We start from the raw sequence: 17,036 nt of genomic DNA, 5'->3' as shown, positions 1-17,036 counted from the left end.
TTCTGCGCCAGCGGCCGGAACACGGGCCGAAATTGGCGCTATTTCAAGCCGGGCGCCGCAAGGGTGCCGTTTGCGGCGCCCGGCGTGGCGTGGCGGCTGGCACGAAAATGGGGCTCAGCGCAGGGCGGGAATGCCCTCGGCGGCGCCGACGTCCGAACCGTCCATCCGGTGCAGCCACGCCAGCAGTTCGGCCACGGCCACATAGAGCTGCGGCGGGATCTGGCTGTCCAGATCCACCTGCATCAGCAGGTTGACCAGCGCCGGGGACCCGTGCACGTAGACGCCGGCGTCGCGGGCGCGGGCGATGATGGCCTCGGCGGACATGCCGTAGCCCTTGGCCACCACGCGCGGCGCGTTGTCGTGGGTCTGGTAGGAAAGCGCGACGGCGGCGCCGCGATCGGACGGGAGGTCGCTCATGCTGGCAGGGCGATGACGGTGGGCGTGGACGGGCCGTCCTGGGTCGACACATTCATGTTCAGCAGCGGGATGCCGCGCGCCTCCAGCTGGGTGCGAAAGTCGGCGCGGCCCTGGATCAGGCGTTCGGCGGCATCCGGATCGGCGGCGACGAAGCGGGCCTCCAGCCCTTGCGCCCCGAGCGTCAGTACCGCATCGACGCTGCCCAGTGCCTGCAGGTTCAGCCGCAGGCGGGTGCTCCAGGTAGCCGGCTCGGCCGAAGCGCCACCTGCCTCGCGGTCGTGCTCGCGCGTGATTTCCCAGTCGACGGGCATGCCGGGCCACGCGTCGATCGTGGCGCGGAACTGTTGCGAGGCCAGCAGTTCCAGCTGCTGGCGCACCACGCCTTGGCTGGACGGATGAATGGGCGGGCCCGGATCGGGCTGCGCCTGGGCGGCCGTGGCGCTGCCGTCCGGCGCATTCCAGCTGGCGACGATCGCGGCGCGCTGGGCCTGTGCGGCGTGGTGGCCCTCGTGCGAGATCTCGGCTGTGACCTGATAGGCGTGCGCGGCCGCGGATGCATGCGCGGCCAGGCGCTGCTCGGCGGCGGCGCTCTGCGGCGTCTGCGGTGCCGCCGCGGTATTGGACAGGTTCGATGCCGTCTCGGCCGCGTGCGGCTGGCCGTGCGAACCATGGGCCGGCACGCCGGTAGATAGCGGATAGATGACCGGGCGTGTCAGTTCGGCCAGGATCGTCGCGCTGGGCGGGGGCAGGGCGCTGGGTGCGGCCGGACCGCCATATGGCAGCAAGGCGGCAGGCGCCGGTGCGGCGGGCGAGCCCGCTGCCGGCTGGCCTTGCGGCGGTGCGGTCTGGTTCTGGGCCGGATTGCGCAGCGCGGCCTGGGGTTCCTGCAGCAGCGTGGACAACGGGCGCTGGCCCGTCACCCATTGCGTCAGATGCGATTCATAGAACAGTCCGCTCTGGTCGACAAAGCGCGCCAGCGCGCTGGCCAGGTCCTGCGTGGCGCCCGGCTGGCCCGAAGGCGATGTGGCCAGCAGCGGCGAGTTCGCACGCGCCGGTACGGCATCGCCGGCTTCGAACAGATCGAGGATCGCCTTGGCGGCAAAGCTCAGCGTCTCGCGCGTGGAAGTGGTCTGCCCGGCCAGGCGCGGATCGGTGCCGCCCGGCATCAGCGCGTTGGGCTGGCGGGCCTGGGCGGTCTCGCCGGTCGACGACTGCACGTCGCCTTGCGACACCTCCTGCACGGGTATCAGCGCGGCGAGCTTGTCGATGGCCAGCGCGGGACGCGATAGCTGCGGGTCGGGTGCCTGATGCGGGATCAGGCTGGTAGGAATCTGGATGCCGGTCATGGACGCGTGTCAGCGATGGTAGCGGATGCGATACGCGTCGCGCCGTTCCCGCCGTCAGCCGGTGGGCGCGTGCTTCAGAGGGCGCCGTAGGCGGCGGTCAGTTCGAGCTTGCGGCGCGAGTTGTTGAGCAGGTTGCCCAGTTCGGCCAGGCGCGGCATGGTCAGGTCGCGGATGCGGGCATCGTAGGCCAGGATGCGTTCCAGCAGCTGAAAGCGGCGCAGGCGCTCGTTGTCGGTGAACGGCACGCTGTGGTCGAGCAGGCGCAGCCGATCCACTTCGGCCATATAGACCTTCTGCAGATCGGTCAGCGCATCCCAGTTCGACGCGCGTGCGGCGTCGAGCATCTGCTCGGAGAGCACCAGGAGCTCTTCGTAGCTGCGAACGATGGGGGACATGGAAAACATCATCAGTTGTCCTGCAAAACGGGGGGTGATGCCACGGCCGGCTCGGCCGGCGTGGCGTCTGCGGGTGCGGCCGGATCGATGGCGGCCCATGCCGAGGACAGGTTCTCGAGCAGGGCGTCCACCTCGGACAGCATGTCGGCGTCGCTGTGCAGGTTGGCCAGCATCAGGCGACGCGTCATGTATTCATAGAGCGATTCGAGATTGGCGGAGACTTCGCCGCCCACCTCGTGGTCCAGCACCGCGCGCAGGCCGTTGTCGATGATGTTGATGGCCTTGGAGATCGCATTGCCGCGCGCTTCGAGCTCGCCGTTTTCCAGATGGAACTTTGCCCGGGCGATGGCCGATCGTGCGCCGTCGTACAGCATCACGATCAGCTTGTGCGGACTGGCACTCATCACCCCGGTCTGGACCCCGACCTGGGCATAGGCGTTGATACCTTGGCGCGCGAACATTGAGAAACTCCGTGTGGTTACTTCTTGCTGCTGGACGTCAGGGCCGAGAACTGCTGCGTCAGGTAGCTGCTGGTCTGGTTCATCTGCGAGACCAGCAGGTCAAGCTGCGTGAACTGGGCGCGGTAGCGGTCCATGGTGGCGGTGATCCGGGTCTGCGTTGCGCTGTACTTGGTTTCCAGGTCTTTCAGCGTCGTCGTCAGGCTGTCGGTGGCCGCGCTGAGCGCGCCGCCGGTGGCGTTCAGACCGTCGATATAGCTGGTGATGGTCTTGCCCATGCCCGTCGAGCCGCTGGTGCCCGAGAAGAAGGCGGTCATGCCGGTGAGGTTGTTGGCGATGGCCTTCGTCAGCTTGTCGTCGTTCACCTTCAGCGAGCCCGAGTTCGAGCTGTCCAGGCTGAATTCGACACCCATGTCGGACAGCGTGACCATGCCGCCCTTGCCGTCGGACATCGGGGTGGTCAGCATCGCGCGCATCTGCGTCTGGATGTTGCGCAGCGTGCTGTCGCCGTTCAGGGCGCCCTTGCTGCCGGAGGAGGTATCGAAGGCCGTCAGCGTCTTGGCGGCCGACAGCACGTTGTTGTAGGCGGTGACAAAGCCCTGGACGGCGTTCTTGATCGACGCGTCGTCGCGCGTCACGCTCATGCTGGTGGTGCCGGTGCCAGTCAGCGTCAGGGTCACGCCCTGGGCCGCTTCGGACACGGTGTTGGTCTGGCTGGTGATGTCGATGCCGTTGATCGTCAGCGCGGCGTCGGCCGCCTTGACCTTCTCCTGCATGCCGCTCGGCTGCGTGGCCAGGGCCGGATCGTAGCCGACGATGTCGTTCACGGCGCTGTTGTCCGCGGAGACGCGCATTTGCGACTGCGTGCCGGTCTTGTCCGATGTCAGCACCAGGCGGTAGGGCGTGCCGCTGCCGTCATTGATGATGCTGGCCGTCACGCCGATGCCGGCCTTGTTGATCGAGTCGCGAATCCCTTGCAGCGACGTGTCCGATCCGATCGTCACGGTCTTGGTGCTGGTCGGCGCGCCGCCCGTGGCCAGGTTGGCGCCGAAGTCGATCGTGATCGTGCCGGCGCCGACTGCGGCGGTCTGGTCCGCCACCTGCTTCGACACCAGGCTCTGGGCCTGGGCCAGCGAGGTCACGTTGATGTTGTAGCTGCCCGCCACGGCGTTGGCGCCGGTGGTGGCGGACAGCACGCTGCTGTTGCCGACCGCTGCCTTCACGGCGCCGAACGTCGACGCGGTGGCCAGCGTCTTGGCCGCAGCCGAGTAGGCGTCCAGCACGCTCTTGATGGTGCCGTAGCCGCTCAGCTGCGACTGGTAGCTGGTGGCCTCGGTGTTGATCTGGTCGAGCGCGGTGTTCTCGTTCGTTTGGATCTTGTCGAGCAGGTCCTGCAACTGGAGATTGGAGCCGATGCCGATGGAGGAGATTCCGGACATGTTTTTCTACCTGTTGTTATCGCTTCAACTGATGGGGCTTGCGGTGAATCAGACGGCGTGGCTGACGAACAGCCCCTGGAGCTTGTCGATGGCGCGCGCGAAGCGCAGCACTTCCTCGCTGGGCAACTGGCGGATCAGATCGCCGGTTTCCTTGTCCACGACCTTGGTGATGACGCGGTGGGTGGTGTCGTCGATCTCGAACCGCAGGCCGATCGACGTGGTCTTGAGCACGTCGACGAGTTCCTCCACGGCGGCTGCCATGTTGCCGGGGGTATTGCCCGAGCCGGCATGGCTGCCGGTGTCCTGGGCTGGGGCGGCCGGGCGCACGGCGTCGGCGGCGGTGGCCGGCACGGCGGGTGCCGGGCTGACAGCCACGGGTTCGGCGGTGATGCGTGCCGGCATGGATACGGGAGTGGAAGATGCCATGGTCAGCTCCGTCCGGTAGGGCAGGAAAAACTCTACGGTTGAAATGCTTTGCAGGCAGTGGTCTGCCTGCAAAACACTCCGGCAAAAAAACCGGGCCTTGCGGCCCGGTTTCTTGCGGCGCGGCGATTAACGCAGCAGCGACAGCACGTTTTGCGTGGTCTGGTTCGCTTGCGACAGCACCGACGTACCAGCTTGTTGCAGGATCTGCGCGCGGGTCATGTTCGACACTTCCGTTGCGTAGTCAGCGTCTTCGATGCGCGAACGCGAAGCCGACAGGTTGTTCACCGTCGTGCTCAGGTTGTTGATCGTCGATTCGAAGCGGTTCTGCACAGCACCCAGGCTCGAGCGCAGGTTGTCAACCGTTGCCAGGGCCTTGTCCAGCGTGGCCAGCGGGTTGGTCGTGGCCGGTTGCTGGAAGTCCGAAGCTTGCAGCGACGAACCGGTCAGCGTGAAGCCGGCGGTGTTGCCGTTGACCGATGCGTCGGTCGGCTTGACGGCGATGTACATCGTGGCGGACGTGGCGGTACCGTTGCCAGCGAAGCCCTTCGACGACAGAGCGGCGTCGTCGGCGGCGGTCAGGCCAGTCATGCTCACTTGCACGAACCAGTTGCCGTTCGAGTCAGCGACCACGTTCTGTGCGTTCACGGCAGCCGAGGTGTTCAGGCCCAGAGCGCGCTGGATGTCGGCGGCGGAAACGCCGGTTGCCGAAGCGCCGGTCACCGGCGTGGCCGAGCCCAGAGCAGCTTGAGCAGCGGCCGAACCGATCGAAGCCGTTGCGCCTTGCGGGCCGGCAACGCTGAAGCCAGCCACGCCCAGGGTAGCGGAGGTGATCTGCTTCAGGGCGATCGAAATCGTTTCGCTGTCGTTGGCGCCAACCTGGATCGACATGTTCTGGTTCTTGGCCAGAACCTTCACGCCGTTGAACTGGGTTTGAGCCGACACGCGGTCGATTTCCGACAGACGCTGCTTGATTTCGTCCTGGATCGACTTCAGGTCCGACGACGAGTTCGTGCCGTTGGCGGCTTGCACCGACAGTTCACGCACACGTTGCAGGTTGTTGTTGACTTCGCTCAGCGCGCCTTCGGTCGTTTGAGCGATCGAGATACCGTCGTTGGCGTTACGCGAAGCTTGCGTCAGGCCCTTGATGTTGGCGGTGAAGCGGTTGGCGATGGCTTGACCAGCAGCATCGTCCTTGGCGCTGTTGATGCGCAGGCCCGACGACAGACGTTGGATCGCGCTGTTCAGCGACGATTGCGACGTGTTCAGGTTGCTCTGCGTTTGCAGCGACAGAATGTTGGTGTTGATGACTTGCGCCATGGTACGACTCCTATTTGCAATGTTTTAGGCATTCCGGCGGGTGCCGTAACGTTGGCTGCCTGCAGTGCAGGGCGTAGAGTGCCTCCGTTGCAAAGGTTATCGACCGTGGGTGAGAAGACTTTAGAGTGACTTTTGCGCGTGTTGCGGGCGTAGGCCGATCTGGTGTATGGCGGCGGCCCTGCCCGCCATGGCGCCCGTTGTGGCCCGCTATATATATAGAGGCGGAGGCGATGCCGCCGGCGGCGGCCAGCCCCCGGCCCGGCGCGGCGGGCCGGGCGGTCAGCGGCGCTTGCGGGTGCGCGGAATGAAGATCCGCACGAAATCCGGCGATACGTCGGCGTCCAGCATCGCCACGGCGTCGGTCGACGCGTGGGCGGGCGTCACCACCGTGATGGCACGCTTGTAGATCAGTGTCGGAGTGGGATCCTCGGCGGTCCGCCCGAGCAGGATCATGTAATTGTCCGACGCCAGCACGATGCCATTGAGCCGCGTGCCATTCGACAGATGCACGACCACCGCGGCACGGCTGGCGCTGTGCGCGGCGAACTGCAACTGCTGCAGCTTTCTGCTGGGTCTGGGAGCCTTGATTTCCTTCTTCACAACTTCTCCGGAAGAGCCCGCGAGGGTTCTGGCGGCTGACAACGGTCCGATGACCAGGGACTTTGCGTGCCGTCGCACTAAAAGTGACGGTTACTGCAGCCTGATCGCGGCGAGAATTGAAACATTCGCTCTCGGAACCGGTGCAGGGACACGACGACATGATTGCAGCGGACAGGCGTTCGAGGAAAGTGATGGACGCTGCCCTGCTACCCGGTGGGGTCGTCTCTGCCAGGAGAGAAGGGGAATACTTCAGGCGGGAGAGTAACAAAGTTTTACAAGCGTTGACGAACCCCCTGCGGGGCTGGGCCTAGAGGATTTGCTCTACTTATTTAGTTGCCGCGATTTTGTGATTCGTGTAGCACATATCGATCCGCTGCGAGTCTGTCAGGCCAGCGCATTCTCCACAACCCGCGCCAGCTAAAGGTTTCCGGGAAGCGTCCGTAATTCATCGATAAGTCTAAAAGTGTCTTCTGGCATCACTTTTGGCATACGAGTGATGCACGCGTTACACCCGCCATCAGGGGAATCCCTGATAGAAACGCGATTTACACCTCATGTAAGCAGGTTTATATTCGCGGTTCGGGACCGGGTACAGCCGGTCCCTGCATAGCAGTCCTGAAAGCCTACGAGCACCCCGCGCGTGGGCTTCTTTTTTTTGAGCCCGCATCCTTCGAAGCCATCCGCCGTTTCCGGCGGTCTGCCTCGCCCGTCCATTGCGACGGGATCGAAGTGCCTGAGGCAGATTAGACGCCATGCGCTGCGCCCCCAATTTGTGGAAGAGCAGCGACTTTTCCCCCCATTTCATTTATTCGCTCAAGTGCAGCGTGCGGCCCGCCGTTACCGTGCCGTGCGACGCCCCGCCTCGGGCGGACGCAGCGCGTACAAATACAACCCGACAGACGAAAGGTACGAAGTCATGGGCTTGCGGAAAATGGGGATCGGCGCGCGGATGTCGCTGGCATTCGCCGTGGTGGTGCTGCTGCTGGCCGTGGTGGCCACGGTAGGCGTGAGGGCGCTGGGCGGCATGAACGACGCGATGCACCAGGCCGTGGAACAACGGCTGTTGCGCGTACTGGATCTGAAGCTGGCCAAGGAACGGGTGCTGGCGATCGGCATCCTGGTGCGCGACACCGCCCTGACGGAAGACCCGGCGCTGGCGGAGCAGAACGCCGAGAAGATCGGCAAGATCCGGGAACAGGTCAGCGCCACGCTTGAAGACCTGGGCAAGGTCATGCGGGCTTCCCCCAGCGCCGATTCCGGTGCCAGGTTCGAGCAACTGATGCAAGCGCGCGCCAATTACAACGGCCAGCTGGACCTCGTCATGCAGCAACTGCGCGGCGGCGCCTTCGATGGCGCCCGTGCCGGGCTGGTGGTGACCCTGCCGGCGGCCCAGGCGGCGTACTTCGACAGTCTCGATGCCGCCGCCGAACTGGGCCGCAAGATGGCCATGGCGGCGGTCGACGAGGCCTCGGCGCAGTATGTCTTCACGCGCAACGTGCTGATCGGCATGTCGGCGGTGGCTGCCGTCATTGCCGCGCTGCTTGGCATCGGACTGGCGCGCTCGGTGACGCGTCCCGCCCATCAGGCGCTGGATGCGGCCGAGGCGCTGGCACAGGGCCAGCTTGGCCACGCCATCCAGGTGCGCAGCCAGGACGAAATGGGCCGCATGCTCGGCGCGCTGGAACGTGCCTTCGGGCAGCTGGGCACGCTGGTGCGTGGCATCCAGCAGGCGGCTGGTTCGATCGATACCGCCGCCCGCGAAATCGCCAGTGGCAACACCGACCTGTCGCAGCGTACCGAAGAGCAGGCGGCCTCGCTGGAGCAGACCGCTGCATCGATGGAACAGCTGACATCGACCGTGCGCCAGAACGCCGAGAACGCGAGGCAGGCCAACCAGCTTGCCGTCAACGCGTCCGAGGTGGCCACCGAAGGCGGCCGCGCGGTGCGCAGCGTGGTGGATACGATGGACGGGATCTCGAAGTCGTCGGCCCGCGTGTCGGAAATCATCGGCGTGATCGAGGGCATCGCATTCCAGACCAATATCCTGGCGCTGAACGCGGCCGTGGAAGCGGCTCGCGCCGGCGAGCAGGGCCGGGGCTTCAGCGTGGTGGCGGCCGAAGTCCGCAGCCTGGCCCAGCGGTCGTCGTCGGCGGCCAAGGAAATCGGCGAACTGATCAATGGGTCCGTGCGCCAGGTGCAGGACGGCGCCAAACAGGTGGAGGCGGCCGGCAAGACGATGGACGACATCGTGACCGCCGTGCGCCGCGTGACCGACATCATGGGCGAGATCTCGTCGGCCAGCGAAGAGCAGACCGCCGGCATCGAACAGGTGAGCCTGGCGATTACCCAGATGGAAAGCGTGACGCAGCAGAACGCCGCGCTGGTGGAAGAAGCCAGTGCGGCGGCCGAAAGCCTGCTGCAGCAGGCCGGCGGCCTGGTGACCGAGGTGGCGCGGTTCGACCTGGGGCAGGGCGGCATCGCAACCGCCGAGCCTTTCGCGCGGCACCCGGCAACGCCGCGCGCGGCTGCGGTGGCGGTCGCCAGGCCTGCGCGCGCCATTGCTGCAAAGCCGGCCCGGGCATTGCCCGCGCCCGCCGCCGAGCCGGTGAAGCGGGCCTTGCCGGTCAAGCCAGCCAAGCCGGCCCAGCCGGCCAGGCCGGCCAGGTCGGCCCCGGTGGCTGCACAGGCGCCGGTGACGGCGCGGGCGCCGACTCGCGTGGCCGCCGTGCCCGCCGCGACGCGGCCGCCCGTGCAGCGCAAGGCCAAGGCCGAACCGGTGCTGTCGCGCCACGGCGCCAGGCCGGCCGCGCCGCGCTCGCCGGTGACGCATCAGCGCAAGGAACCCGTGCTGGCCACGCCGGCCCGCCGTCGGCCCGCCGCCGCGCCGACCCCGGCCACGGCCGATACCGGCGACTGGGAAACGTTCTAACGCTGGTGGTTGCGCAGCGAGGCGGCGCCAGACGCGGCGCCGTCCGCTGGCGTGGCCACGTCCGATGGCTGCCATTGCATGACTGCCATCCCTGCCAGCACCAGCCCCACCCCTGCCAGGCGCATCCAGGTGACGGGCCGGCTGGGCAGCCCCACCAGCCCCAGGTGATCGATCAGCAGCGAAGCCAGCATCTGGCCGGCCACGACGCCGACGATGAAGTTCGCGGTGCCCACACGGGGCGCCAGGATCAGCGCGGCCGTAATATAGATCACGCCGAACACGCCGCCGATCCACTGCCACCACGGCCCGTGCAGGGCGCCGGCCAGCGCCGGCGGGGGCGCGCGCATGCCCCACAGCACCGGCAGTACCACCAGCAAGCTCAGCAGCAGGGACAGCACCGTGGCCCACAGCGGATGGCCGAGCGAGCGGCCCAGCGTGGCATTGGTGCCGGCCTGGAACGGAATCATGGCGCCCGCCAGCAGCGCGATGCCCATCGGCATCCAGGTGGATGCCAGCGGCGTGGCCAAAGGTGCCGTCATGTAAAGTCTCCGGTTCAAGAACGAAGCACCCATGGTGCCCGCGGCTGGGCCGCCAGGGAAATTCGCAATCCTTACCTGAGACATTCGCCGCATGGATGACCTGCGCCGCCTCGACATGAACCTGCTGTTGACGCTGCACGCGTTGCTGACCGAGCAGCACGTCACGCGCGCGGCGGTACGGCTGCACAAGAGCCAGCCGGCGGTCAGCCACGCGCTGGCCCAGTTGCGCGAGCTGTTCGACGATCCCCTGCTGGTGCGGCGCGACGCCGGCCTGGTGCTGACGGCGCGCGCGCGCGAACTGCTGCCGCCGCTGGAAGACGCGCTGAGCCAGCTCAACGGCCTGCTGCGCACATCCGCCTTCGATCCGGCCCAGGCCCGGCGCACGTTCCGCCTGGCGCTGTCCGACTATGGCGCGCGCATCATCCTGCCCGCGCTGGTGCGCCGGCTGCGCAGCGAGGCGCCCGGCATCGACCTGGCCGCCGTGCAAGCCAGCCGCGAAGCCATGCTCGCCAAGCTGGCCGACGGCGAGATCGACCTGGCGCTGGGCGTGTTTCCGCATCTGCCGCGCGATATTTGCGTCGACCTGCTGTTCGAGGACCACTACACCAGCGTGGCGGACGGCGCCACGCTGCCCGCGCACGGCGACCTGGCGCGCGAGGCGTGGCTGGCCCGTCCCCACGTGCTGGTGGCGATGCGGCTCGATGCGCCGAGCGATATCGACGCCGCCCTGGCGGCAGCGGGCCTGGACCGCCATGTCGCGGTGGTCCTGCCGCACTGGAGCGCGGCGCTGGACGTGGTGGCCGGCACCGACCTGATCCTGACGGTGGCCGCCCGGACGCTGTCCGCCGCGCCGGCCCAGCCGGGGTTGCGCGCCTTCGCGCCACCCGTGGCGCTGCCATCGGTGCCGTTTCAGCAGGCCTGGCATGCGCGGCGCGACACCGATCCCGCCCACCGCTGGTTGCGCCAGGCAGTACGCGACAGCTGTGGATCTCTGTCAGTAAAGTGATGATGGTGTCTCTTTCACGCCTCGGTTCCGGGTCCAAAGCGGGCGTTGAAAGGGAATCGACAAGCGCGGTTTTCAGCAGTCGCCTAAAATAGCGGCTCTCCTTCACCGACAGAAGAGCAGCGAAGCCCGTCCGGGCCTTCATCTGCCAGCCAGGCCACACCATGTCCGCAGCGCCCTCATCCCGGCTTTCCCCCGACGCTCCCCCGGCTGACGTGCCCGTCATGCAGGTCATCTTTGGCCTGATGCTGGCCATTCTGCTCGGCGCGCTCGAACAGTCGATCGTGGCCGTGGTGCTGCCCGACATCGCGCTGCAGCTCAATGGTTTCGAGGACATGGCCTGGGTGATTTCGGCCTATCTGGTGGCGTCGACGGTGGTGACGCCGATCTACGGCAAGCTGTCCGATGTGCTGGGGCGCCGCTCGGTGCTGACGTTCTCGATCATCCTGTTCCTGCTGGCGTCGATCGCCTGCGCGCTGGCCACGACCATGCCGATGCTGATCGTCGCGCGCATCCTGCAGGGCCTGGGCGGCGGCGGGCTGATTTCGGTGTCGCAGGCCACCATCGCCGACGTGGTGCCGCTGCGCGAACGCGGCAAGTACCAGGGCTATGTCAGCGGCGTGTGGGCCGTGGCCAGCATGGCGGGGCCGGTGATCGGCGGCTACCTGGCGCACTTCCTGTCGTGGCGCTGGATTTTCTGGATCAACATCCCGCTGGCCCTGATCGCGCTGGTTGTGGTGCGCCGCGCGCTGCGCCATCTGCCCGTCAGCGGCCGCAAGCACAAGATCGACTACCTGGGCGCGTTGCTGTTCGGCGGCGGCCTGTCCGGCGTGCTGGTGTTCCTGACCCGCCTGGGGCAGGGCCATTCGCCGCTGGAACCGCAAACGGTCGGCCTGCTGGCGGCGGGCCTGATCGGCATGGTGGTGTTCGTGTGGCAGGAGCGCCGCGCCGCCGATCCGGTGATTCCGCTTGCCATGCTCGGCGTGCCCACCGTGGCCATCTGCTGCCTGACGCTGTTCCTGTGCTTCTTCCAGCTGATCGCGATGTCGGTGCTGCTGCCGCTGCGCTTTCAGGTGGTGGGCGGGGCGGCTGCCGATACGGCCGCGCTGCGGCTGGTGCCGCTGACGCTGGCCATTCCGTTCGGCGCGTATGCCTCTGGCCGGCTGATGTCGTGGAGCGGCCGCTACAAGCCGCTGCAGATGACGGGCTGCCTGGTGGCGCCCGTGGCCATCGTGGCGCTGGCATTCACGCCACCGCAATCGGTGACGCTGGCGGCGCTGGTGATGATCGTACTGGGCCTGTCGATCGGCCTGCAGCTGCCCAGCGGGCTGGTGGCGACGCAGAACGCCGTGCCGCCCCAGCAGGTCGGGATCGCCACGGCGCTGACAGCGTTTTCGCGGCTGCTGGGCGGCGCTGTCGGCGTGGCCGTGCTTACCACGGTGCTGATCGCGCTGCTGCGCCATAGTGGCGTGGCGGTATCGGACATGCGCGGCGGCGAGGATGTGCTGATGAGCATGTTCCGCCGGGCGATGTCCGGCGGCGACCAGGGCGATGCCGCCGCCGTGCGCGTGGCCGCCGAGCATGCGTTCCGCGTGCTGTTCCTGATGAGCGCGGCGGTCTCGCTGATCGCGCCGTTCTTCGTGGCCCGCCTGAAGGAAACGACGCTGCGCGGCAGCCCCACCGCCGCGGCCAAGGCGGCGGCTACAGCGGAGTAATCAGGCGGCCGGCTGCGCCTGTACCCGCCGTCTGGCACGTGCCGCCAGCCCGGGCCCCAGCGCCCAGCGCAGCGTGGGCGCCAGTCCGCGCATGCCGGCCAGTGCCAGCGAGCGGCGCAGCGAAGGGCGGTGCAGACCGAGCATCTGGCGCGCCCAGGGTGGCAGCAGGGCCACGCCGGCATCGGCCATGGTCCGCACGGCCGGCACCAGCAGCGGGTTGGCCACCGGCATCGCCATGATCAGCCGGACGACTTCCTTTGTCCGGTCACTGTTCACCAGACCGGGGCGCTGGGCTTCCAGATAGGCATCGACCCCGGCGCGCGAGCGCGGCACGTCCGGTGCGCCCAGCAACGCCGCGACCGTCGCCGCTTCCGCGAAATACCGATCCTGCTCGGCCACGGACAGCGGCCCCACGTAGCGCAGGTATCCGGCCATGAAGCTCGACACCTCCGCCACGTGCACCCACGTCAGCAGGTCGGGGTCGTCGGCGGCGTAGGGCTGGCCATCGGGTGCCGTGCCCTGGATCGACGCGTGGATGCGCTTGACCCGTTCGATCAGCAGCATCGCGTCGGCCCGGCTGCCGTAGGTGGTGCCGGCGATGAACTGGGCGGTGCGCCCCAGGCGGCCCTGCATGTCGGTGCGGAAGCTGGAGTGGTCCCATACGCCGGCCAGTGCGCGCGGGTGTAGCGCCTGCAATAACAGCGCGCTGACGCCGCCGGCCAGCATCGCCGGAAAATCGGCATGCACGCGCCAGCAGACAGCGTCCGGACCGAACAGGCCGGGATCGCCGGGCGGATTGTCGTAGTCGAGCGTCAGCCCGGAATTGCTGCGCGTGAGCGCGCGAACCTGATTGCCGGCGTGGCTGCGCAGGCGACGCATGAGCGGGCCGGTAGTAGCGCCCGCGGGCGCACGGTGGGTGGGGTCGGGCGAGGCGGACAAGGTGCGGAACGAAAAAGGCGGGTGTTGTCTGGCTGTCGCCAGCATACACCCGCCGTGCCGCCACGGCCGTTGGCCGCGCGATGGCCGTCAGTCGTAGCGCAGGTCGGTGGCCTTGCCCCAGAACACGCGGTACGCGTAGGCCGTATAGCCCAGGATGGTCGGCAGCACCACCGCGGCGCCCAGCAGGATGACCATCAGCGATTCCGGCGCGCTGGCCGCCTGCCAGATGTCGATGCGATCGACCACGAGGTACGGAAAGAGGCTGTAGGCCAGGCCGTTGAATGCCAGCAGGAAGATCACGGCCGTCCCGGCGAACGGCAGCCAGCACCAGCGGTCGTTGCCGTTGCCGTGCAGGTTGCGCATGCGGCGCAGGAACCGCTCGATGACCACGAACAGGCCCATCGTCAGCAACGGGATTGGCGCCAGCATGATGATGTTCGGCAGCGCGAACCACTTGTCGAAGATGCGCGTGCTGACCATCGGCGTGACCACCGAGATCGCCGCCACGCCGGCCGCCGTCAGCCACAGGCTGCGCCGGGCCCAGTAGATGGCACGCAACTGCAGGCTTCCCGTGGTCTTCATGATCAGCCACGTGGCGCCCAGCAGGCAGTAGCCGGCCACCAGGCACAGCCCCACGGCCACGGCGAACAGCAGGTTGGGCAGGTCGTAGCGGAAGCCGGTGATATAGAGGCCCAGCATCAGCCCCTGCGAGAAGCTGGCCAGCAGCGAGCCCGCATAGAACGCGAAGTTCCACCACGGCTTGTGCGGATCGCGCGCCTTGACGCGGAAGTCGAACGCCACGCCGCGGATGATCAGTCCGGCCAGCATCAACGCCACGGGCAGGTACAGGTTGGTCAGGATGACGCCGTGGGCCAGCGGGAATGCCGTCAGCAGCAGCCCCACGCCGAGCACGAGCCAGGTTTCGTTGGCATCCCAGAACGGGCCGATCGACGCGATCATGGTGTCCTTGTCGGCATCGTCGGCGCGGCGCAGCAGCACGCCCACGCCCAGGTCGTAGCCGTCGAGGATCACGTAGATCAGCATCGACAGGCCCATCAGCGCCAGGAACACCAGCGGCAGCCAGCCGGCCGGCTGGGTCAGGTCGTGAATCGTGGCCGGGTTCATTGCGCGCTCCTGGGTTGGCCGATGACGGGTTGCGGCGTGCCTTCGGCGGGGCCGGACGCGGCGGACTTGCCCGCCTTGCGGGCCAGGTGGAAGACCACCGATATGTAGGCGACGATCAGCGCCAGATACAGCGACAGATACATGGCCAGGGTGCTGCCGATCATGGCGGCGGGCACCTTCGAGGCGGCCTGGGCGGTGGTCAGCACGCCATAGACCAGATAGGGCTGCCGGCCGATCTCGGTCACATACCAGCCCGCCACCAGCGCGATCCAGCCCGAAAACGTCATCGCCACCAGCACGCGTGCCAGCCACGGCGACGGCGCGCCCTGCCGGCGGAGCTGCCAGGTGCCCAGCCACGACACGGCCAGCATCAGCAGGCCAACCCCCACCATGATGCGGAAGGCGAAGAACAGCGGTGCCACGGGCGGATGCCGATCGGCAAAGGCGTCGATGCCCTTGATCTCGCCGTCCACCTTGTGGGTCAGGTAGATCGAGGCGAGCTTGGGAATCGCGATCTCGAAGTCATTCGACTGCGTGGTCGCATTGGGCAGGCCGAACAGCACGGCCGGCGCGCCCTTTTCGGTCTTCCAGATACCTTCCATGGCCGCGATCTTGGCCGGCTGGTGATGCAGTGTGTTCAGCCCGTGCAGGTCGCCGGCCACGATCTGCAGCGGAATCAGCAACGCCGCCAGCGTCACGCCGGTGCGCAGCGAATGCATGACTTCGCGGCCGCGGTCGTGGCGCAGCCAGCGATAGGCCGAAATGCCGGCCAGCAGGAAGGCTACGGTCAGGCCCGACGCCAGCAGCATGTGCACGAGCCGGTAGGGGAACGACGGGTTGAAGATGACTTGGAGCCAGCTGGTGACATGCGCGCGGCCGTCGATCATCTCGAAGCCGGCCGGGGTTTGCATCCACGAGTTCAGCGCCAGGATCCAGAACGCCGACAGCGTGGTGCCGCCGGCCACCAGCAGCGTGGCGATGGTGTGCATGCGATTGCCCACGCGCCGCATGCCGAACAGCATGATGCCGAGGAAGGTGGCTTCCAGGAAGAACGCGGTCAGCACCTCGTAGGCCAGCAACGGGCCGGCGATGTTGCCGACGGTTTCCATGTAGCCGGGCCAGTTGGTGCCGAACTGGAAGCTCATGGTGATGCCGCTGACCACGCCCAGCGCGAACGTCAGCGCGAAGATCTTGACCCAGACGCGGTAGGCGTCCATCCAGCTTTCATCGCCGGTCTTGTTGTAGCGCAGCTTGAAGAACAGCAGCACCCACGCCAGCGAGATGCTGATGGTGGGAAACAGGATATGGAACGTGATATTCGCGGCGAACTGGATGCGCGCCAGTATCACCGGATCGACACTTGCAAACACGGGTTACTCCTTGCGGGGGCGGGCAGACTTTGCGGGGGGCTTGCTGCTGGCGGACTTCGCCGGGGCCTTGTCGGCCTTGGCAGTCTTGTCTTTCGCGGCGCCGCCCATGCCGATGGCAGAGGTCAGCCGGTCCTTGACGTCCAGCAGCTTGGTGACGCGCGAGCCCAGGCGCATCAGCTTTTCCAGGGTGGCGACATCGAGCTTCTGCATGTCGCCGAACCACGTCGTGACCAGCAGGATCAGCCCGTACATCTCCTTCATGCGGGCCTGGGCGTGCCGGTCTTCGTCGGACAGCGGCGTTTCCAGCTGGACTTCGCGCAGCATCGACAACGTAGGATCGATCTCGCGCCGGCGACGTTCCTCGGCCAGCGTGCGGAAGATCGCCCAGACATCGTCGGGCGCGGAGAAATACTCGCGGCGGTCGCCGAGCTGGTGCGACAGCTTCACCAGGTTCCAGGATTCCAGTTCCTTGAGACCGATGCTGACATTGGAGCGCGAAAACCCAAGTGATTCCGCGATCTCGTCCGCATTCAGCGGCCGCGCGGCGGTAAAGAGGAGGGCATAGATCTGACCAACCGTGCGGTTGATCCCCCAGCGGCTGCCCATCTCACCGAAGTGGAGGACAAATCGCTGGACCAGGGGCGAGAGCTGCATTGTCTGTTTTGAATTTTCAGAAATTTGTGAAAGTTTAGAACAAAACTTAGAAACGTGCGCGGGGTGGATGGGGGGGAGGGGTGTGGCGGGGTGTCGCAGTGGCGCGGATGTCACGTCTCTACACGCAAGGCGCTGCGTTGTACAACGTCGCCACAGCCCCGTGGGTGGGCTCCAGCTTCTACACGCCGTACGCGGCCCAGGTTCTAGGGGCGTCCGCGCCTTGACCTGTCTTTTCCCCCTCTCCAGGGCTGTACATGTACAGCATGGTAGAGGGGGTAGGGCGTCTTGTACCGGATACGCCGGCATCCCGGTCCGTATGCCAGGTTGGCTGACAAGCCGGCGTCCCGGCTAGGCCGGCGTGTCA

16 protein-coding genes are annotated in these 17,036 nt (G+C 67.0%); 3 read left to right on the top strand and 13 right to left on the bottom strand.

Features of this window, described 5'->3' with window-relative positions:
- Positions 1 to 114 precede the first annotated feature (114 nt).
- From AC24R4_RS04405 to AC24R4_RS04370, 8 genes are all read right to left on the bottom strand, one after another.
- Positions 115 to 417 carry an EscU/YscU/HrcU family type III secretion system export apparatus switch protein gene (locus AC24R4_RS04405; RefSeq protein WP_487522348.1) on the bottom strand — a complete coding sequence of 101 codons (303 nt, stop codon included), beginning with the start codon at positions 415 to 417 and terminating at the stop codon, positions 115 to 117.
- Positions 414 to 1,763: a flagellar hook-length control protein FliK gene (gene fliK / locus AC24R4_RS04400; protein WP_487522347.1), complete on the bottom strand. Its 1,350-nt coding sequence runs from the start codon at positions 1,761 to 1,763 to the stop codon at positions 414 to 416. The genes AC24R4_RS04405 and fliK overlap by 4 nt, the downstream gene beginning before the upstream one ends.
- A 74-nt stretch (positions 1,764 to 1,837) precedes the next feature.
- The gene (locus tag AC24R4_RS04395; RefSeq protein ID WP_487522980.1) at positions 1,838 to 2,167 is read right to left on the bottom strand and encodes a flagellar protein FliT; all 330 of its coding nucleotides are present in this window, start codon (positions 2,165 to 2,167) and stop codon (positions 1,838 to 1,840) included.
- A gap of 2 nt (positions 2,168 to 2,169) precedes the next feature.
- Complete coding sequence (fliS, locus tag AC24R4_RS04390) at positions 2,170 to 2,619, bottom strand: flagellar export chaperone FliS (RefSeq protein WP_487522346.1); 450 nt, start codon at positions 2,617 to 2,619, stop codon at positions 2,170 to 2,172.
- Positions 2,620 to 2,636: 17 nt separating this feature from the next.
- Positions 2,637 to 4,055, bottom strand: a complete 1,419-nt coding sequence (gene fliD / locus AC24R4_RS04385) for a flagellar filament capping protein FliD (protein ID WP_487522345.1) — start codon at positions 4,053 to 4,055, stop codon at positions 2,637 to 2,639.
- A 48-nt stretch (positions 4,056 to 4,103) separates the two neighbouring features.
- Complete coding sequence (locus AC24R4_RS04380; protein ID WP_487522344.1) at positions 4,104 to 4,481, bottom strand: flagellar protein FlaG; 378 nt, start codon at positions 4,479 to 4,481, stop codon at positions 4,104 to 4,106.
- Between the two features lie 126 nt (positions 4,482 to 4,607).
- Complete coding sequence (locus AC24R4_RS04375; RefSeq protein WP_487522343.1) at positions 4,608 to 5,798, bottom strand: FliC/FljB family flagellin; 1,191 nt, start codon at positions 5,796 to 5,798, stop codon at positions 4,608 to 4,610.
- A gap of 279 nt (positions 5,799 to 6,077) precedes the next feature.
- A complete protein-coding gene (locus AC24R4_RS04370; RefSeq protein ID WP_092599433.1) occupies positions 6,078 to 6,398 on the bottom strand; it encodes an RNA chaperone Hfq in 321 nt (106 codons plus the stop codon).
- A 949-nt stretch (positions 6,399 to 7,347) separates the two neighbouring features.
- Here AC24R4_RS04370 and AC24R4_RS04365 point away from each other — a divergent pair.
- Positions 7,348 to 9,327: a methyl-accepting chemotaxis protein gene (locus tag AC24R4_RS04365; RefSeq protein ID WP_487522342.1), complete on the top strand. Its 1,980-nt coding sequence runs from the start codon at positions 7,348 to 7,350 to the stop codon at positions 9,325 to 9,327.
- Here the strand turns inward: AC24R4_RS04365 and AC24R4_RS04360 are convergent.
- The gene (locus tag AC24R4_RS04360) at positions 9,324 to 9,866 is read right to left on the bottom strand and encodes a DMT family transporter (protein ID WP_400393210.1); all 543 of its coding nucleotides are present in this window, start codon (positions 9,864 to 9,866) and stop codon (positions 9,324 to 9,326) included. The genes AC24R4_RS04365 and AC24R4_RS04360 overlap by 4 nt on opposite strands.
- 91 nt (positions 9,867 to 9,957) lie before the next feature.
- On the opposite strand from AC24R4_RS04360, the gene AC24R4_RS04355 reads away from it, so the two are divergent.
- Both AC24R4_RS04355 and AC24R4_RS04350 read left to right on the top strand, forming a co-directional pair.
- Positions 9,958 to 10,872, top strand: coding sequence for a LysR family transcriptional regulator (locus AC24R4_RS04355; protein ID WP_400393208.1), 915 nt, complete (start codon positions 9,958 to 9,960; stop codon positions 10,870 to 10,872).
- A 161-nt stretch (positions 10,873 to 11,033) separates the two neighbouring features.
- Complete coding sequence (locus AC24R4_RS04350; RefSeq protein WP_400393206.1) at positions 11,034 to 12,584, top strand: MDR family MFS transporter; 1,551 nt, start codon at positions 11,034 to 11,036, stop codon at positions 12,582 to 12,584.
- Here the strand turns inward: AC24R4_RS04350 and AC24R4_RS04345 are convergent, their stop codons facing one another.
- The 4 genes from AC24R4_RS04345 to AC24R4_RS04330 all read right to left on the bottom strand — a co-directional run bounded on the left by AC24R4_RS04345 (position 12,585) and on the right by AC24R4_RS04330 (position 16,672).
- Positions 12,585 to 13,463: an oxygenase MpaB family protein gene (locus tag AC24R4_RS04345; protein WP_400393204.1), complete on the bottom strand. Its 879-nt coding sequence runs from the start codon at positions 13,461 to 13,463 to the stop codon at positions 12,585 to 12,587. It abuts the gene before it with no gap.
- A gap of 147 nt (positions 13,464 to 13,610) precedes the next feature.
- Positions 13,611 to 14,648, bottom strand: a complete 1,038-nt coding sequence (locus AC24R4_RS04340) for a cytochrome d ubiquinol oxidase subunit II (RefSeq protein WP_400393202.1) — start codon at positions 14,646 to 14,648, stop codon at positions 13,611 to 13,613.
- Positions 14,645 to 16,018 (bottom strand): cytochrome ubiquinol oxidase subunit I, encoded by a 1,374-nt coding sequence (locus AC24R4_RS04335; protein WP_400393200.1) that lies wholly within the window; start codon positions 16,016 to 16,018, stop codon positions 14,645 to 14,647. Before AC24R4_RS04335 ends, AC24R4_RS04340 begins: the two co-directional genes overlap by 4 nt.
- A gap of 3 nt (positions 16,019 to 16,021) precedes the next feature.
- Complete coding sequence (locus AC24R4_RS04330; protein ID WP_400393213.1) at positions 16,022 to 16,672, bottom strand: GbsR/MarR family transcriptional regulator; 651 nt, start codon at positions 16,670 to 16,672, stop codon at positions 16,022 to 16,024.
- Between the last annotated feature and the right edge of the window lie 364 nt (positions 16,673 to 17,036).

The sequence above is a fragment of the Cupriavidus sp. CER-90 genome (assembly GCF_057652055.1).
This window is presented reverse-complemented; position numbering and strand designations above follow the sequence as displayed.

Coding starts and splice junctions, on each gene's coding strand:
- AC24R4_RS04405 (WP_487522348.1), bottom strand. CDS start 417: ATGAGCGACCTCCCGTCCGATCGCGGCGCCGCCGTCGCGCTTTCCTAC.
- fliK (WP_487522347.1), bottom strand. CDS start 1,763: ATGACCGGCATCCAGATTCCTACCAGCCTGATCCCGCATCAGGCACCC.
- AC24R4_RS04395 (WP_487522980.1), bottom strand. CDS start 2,167: ATGTTTTCCATGTCCCCCATCGTTCGCAGCTACGAAGAGCTCCTGGTG.
- fliS (WP_487522346.1), bottom strand. CDS start 2,619: ATGTTCGCGCGCCAAGGTATCAACGCCTATGCCCAGGTCGGGGTCCAG.
- fliD (WP_487522345.1), bottom strand. CDS start 4,055: ATGTCCGGAATCTCCTCCATCGGCATCGGCTCCAATCTCCAGTTGCAG.
- AC24R4_RS04380 (WP_487522344.1), bottom strand. CDS start 4,481: ATGGCATCTTCCACTCCCGTATCCATGCCGGCACGCATCACCGCCGAA.
- AC24R4_RS04375 (WP_487522343.1), bottom strand. CDS start 5,798: ATGGCGCAAGTCATCAACACCAACATTCTGTCGCTGCAAACGCAGAGC.
- AC24R4_RS04365 (WP_487522342.1), top strand. CDS start 7,348: ATGTCGCTGGCATTCGCCGTGGTGGTGCTGCTGCTGGCCGTGGTGGCC.
- AC24R4_RS04360 (WP_400393210.1), bottom strand. CDS start 9,866: ATGACGGCACCTTTGGCCACGCCGCTGGCATCCACCTGGATGCCGATG.
- AC24R4_RS04355 (WP_400393208.1), top strand. CDS start 9,958: ATGGATGACCTGCGCCGCCTCGACATGAACCTGCTGTTGACGCTGCAC.
- AC24R4_RS04350 (WP_400393206.1), top strand. CDS start 11,034: ATGTCCGCAGCGCCCTCATCCCGGCTTTCCCCCGACGCTCCCCCGGCT.
- AC24R4_RS04345 (WP_400393204.1), bottom strand. CDS start 13,463: ATGCGTCGCCTGCGCAGCCACGCCGGCAATCAGGTTCGCGCGCTCACG.
- AC24R4_RS04340 (WP_400393202.1), bottom strand. CDS start 14,648: ATGAACCCGGCCACGATTCACGACCTGACCCAGCCGGCCGGCTGGCTG.
- AC24R4_RS04330 (WP_400393213.1), bottom strand. CDS start 16,672: ATGCAGCTCTCGCCCCTGGTCCAGCGATTTGTCCTCCACTTCGGTGAG.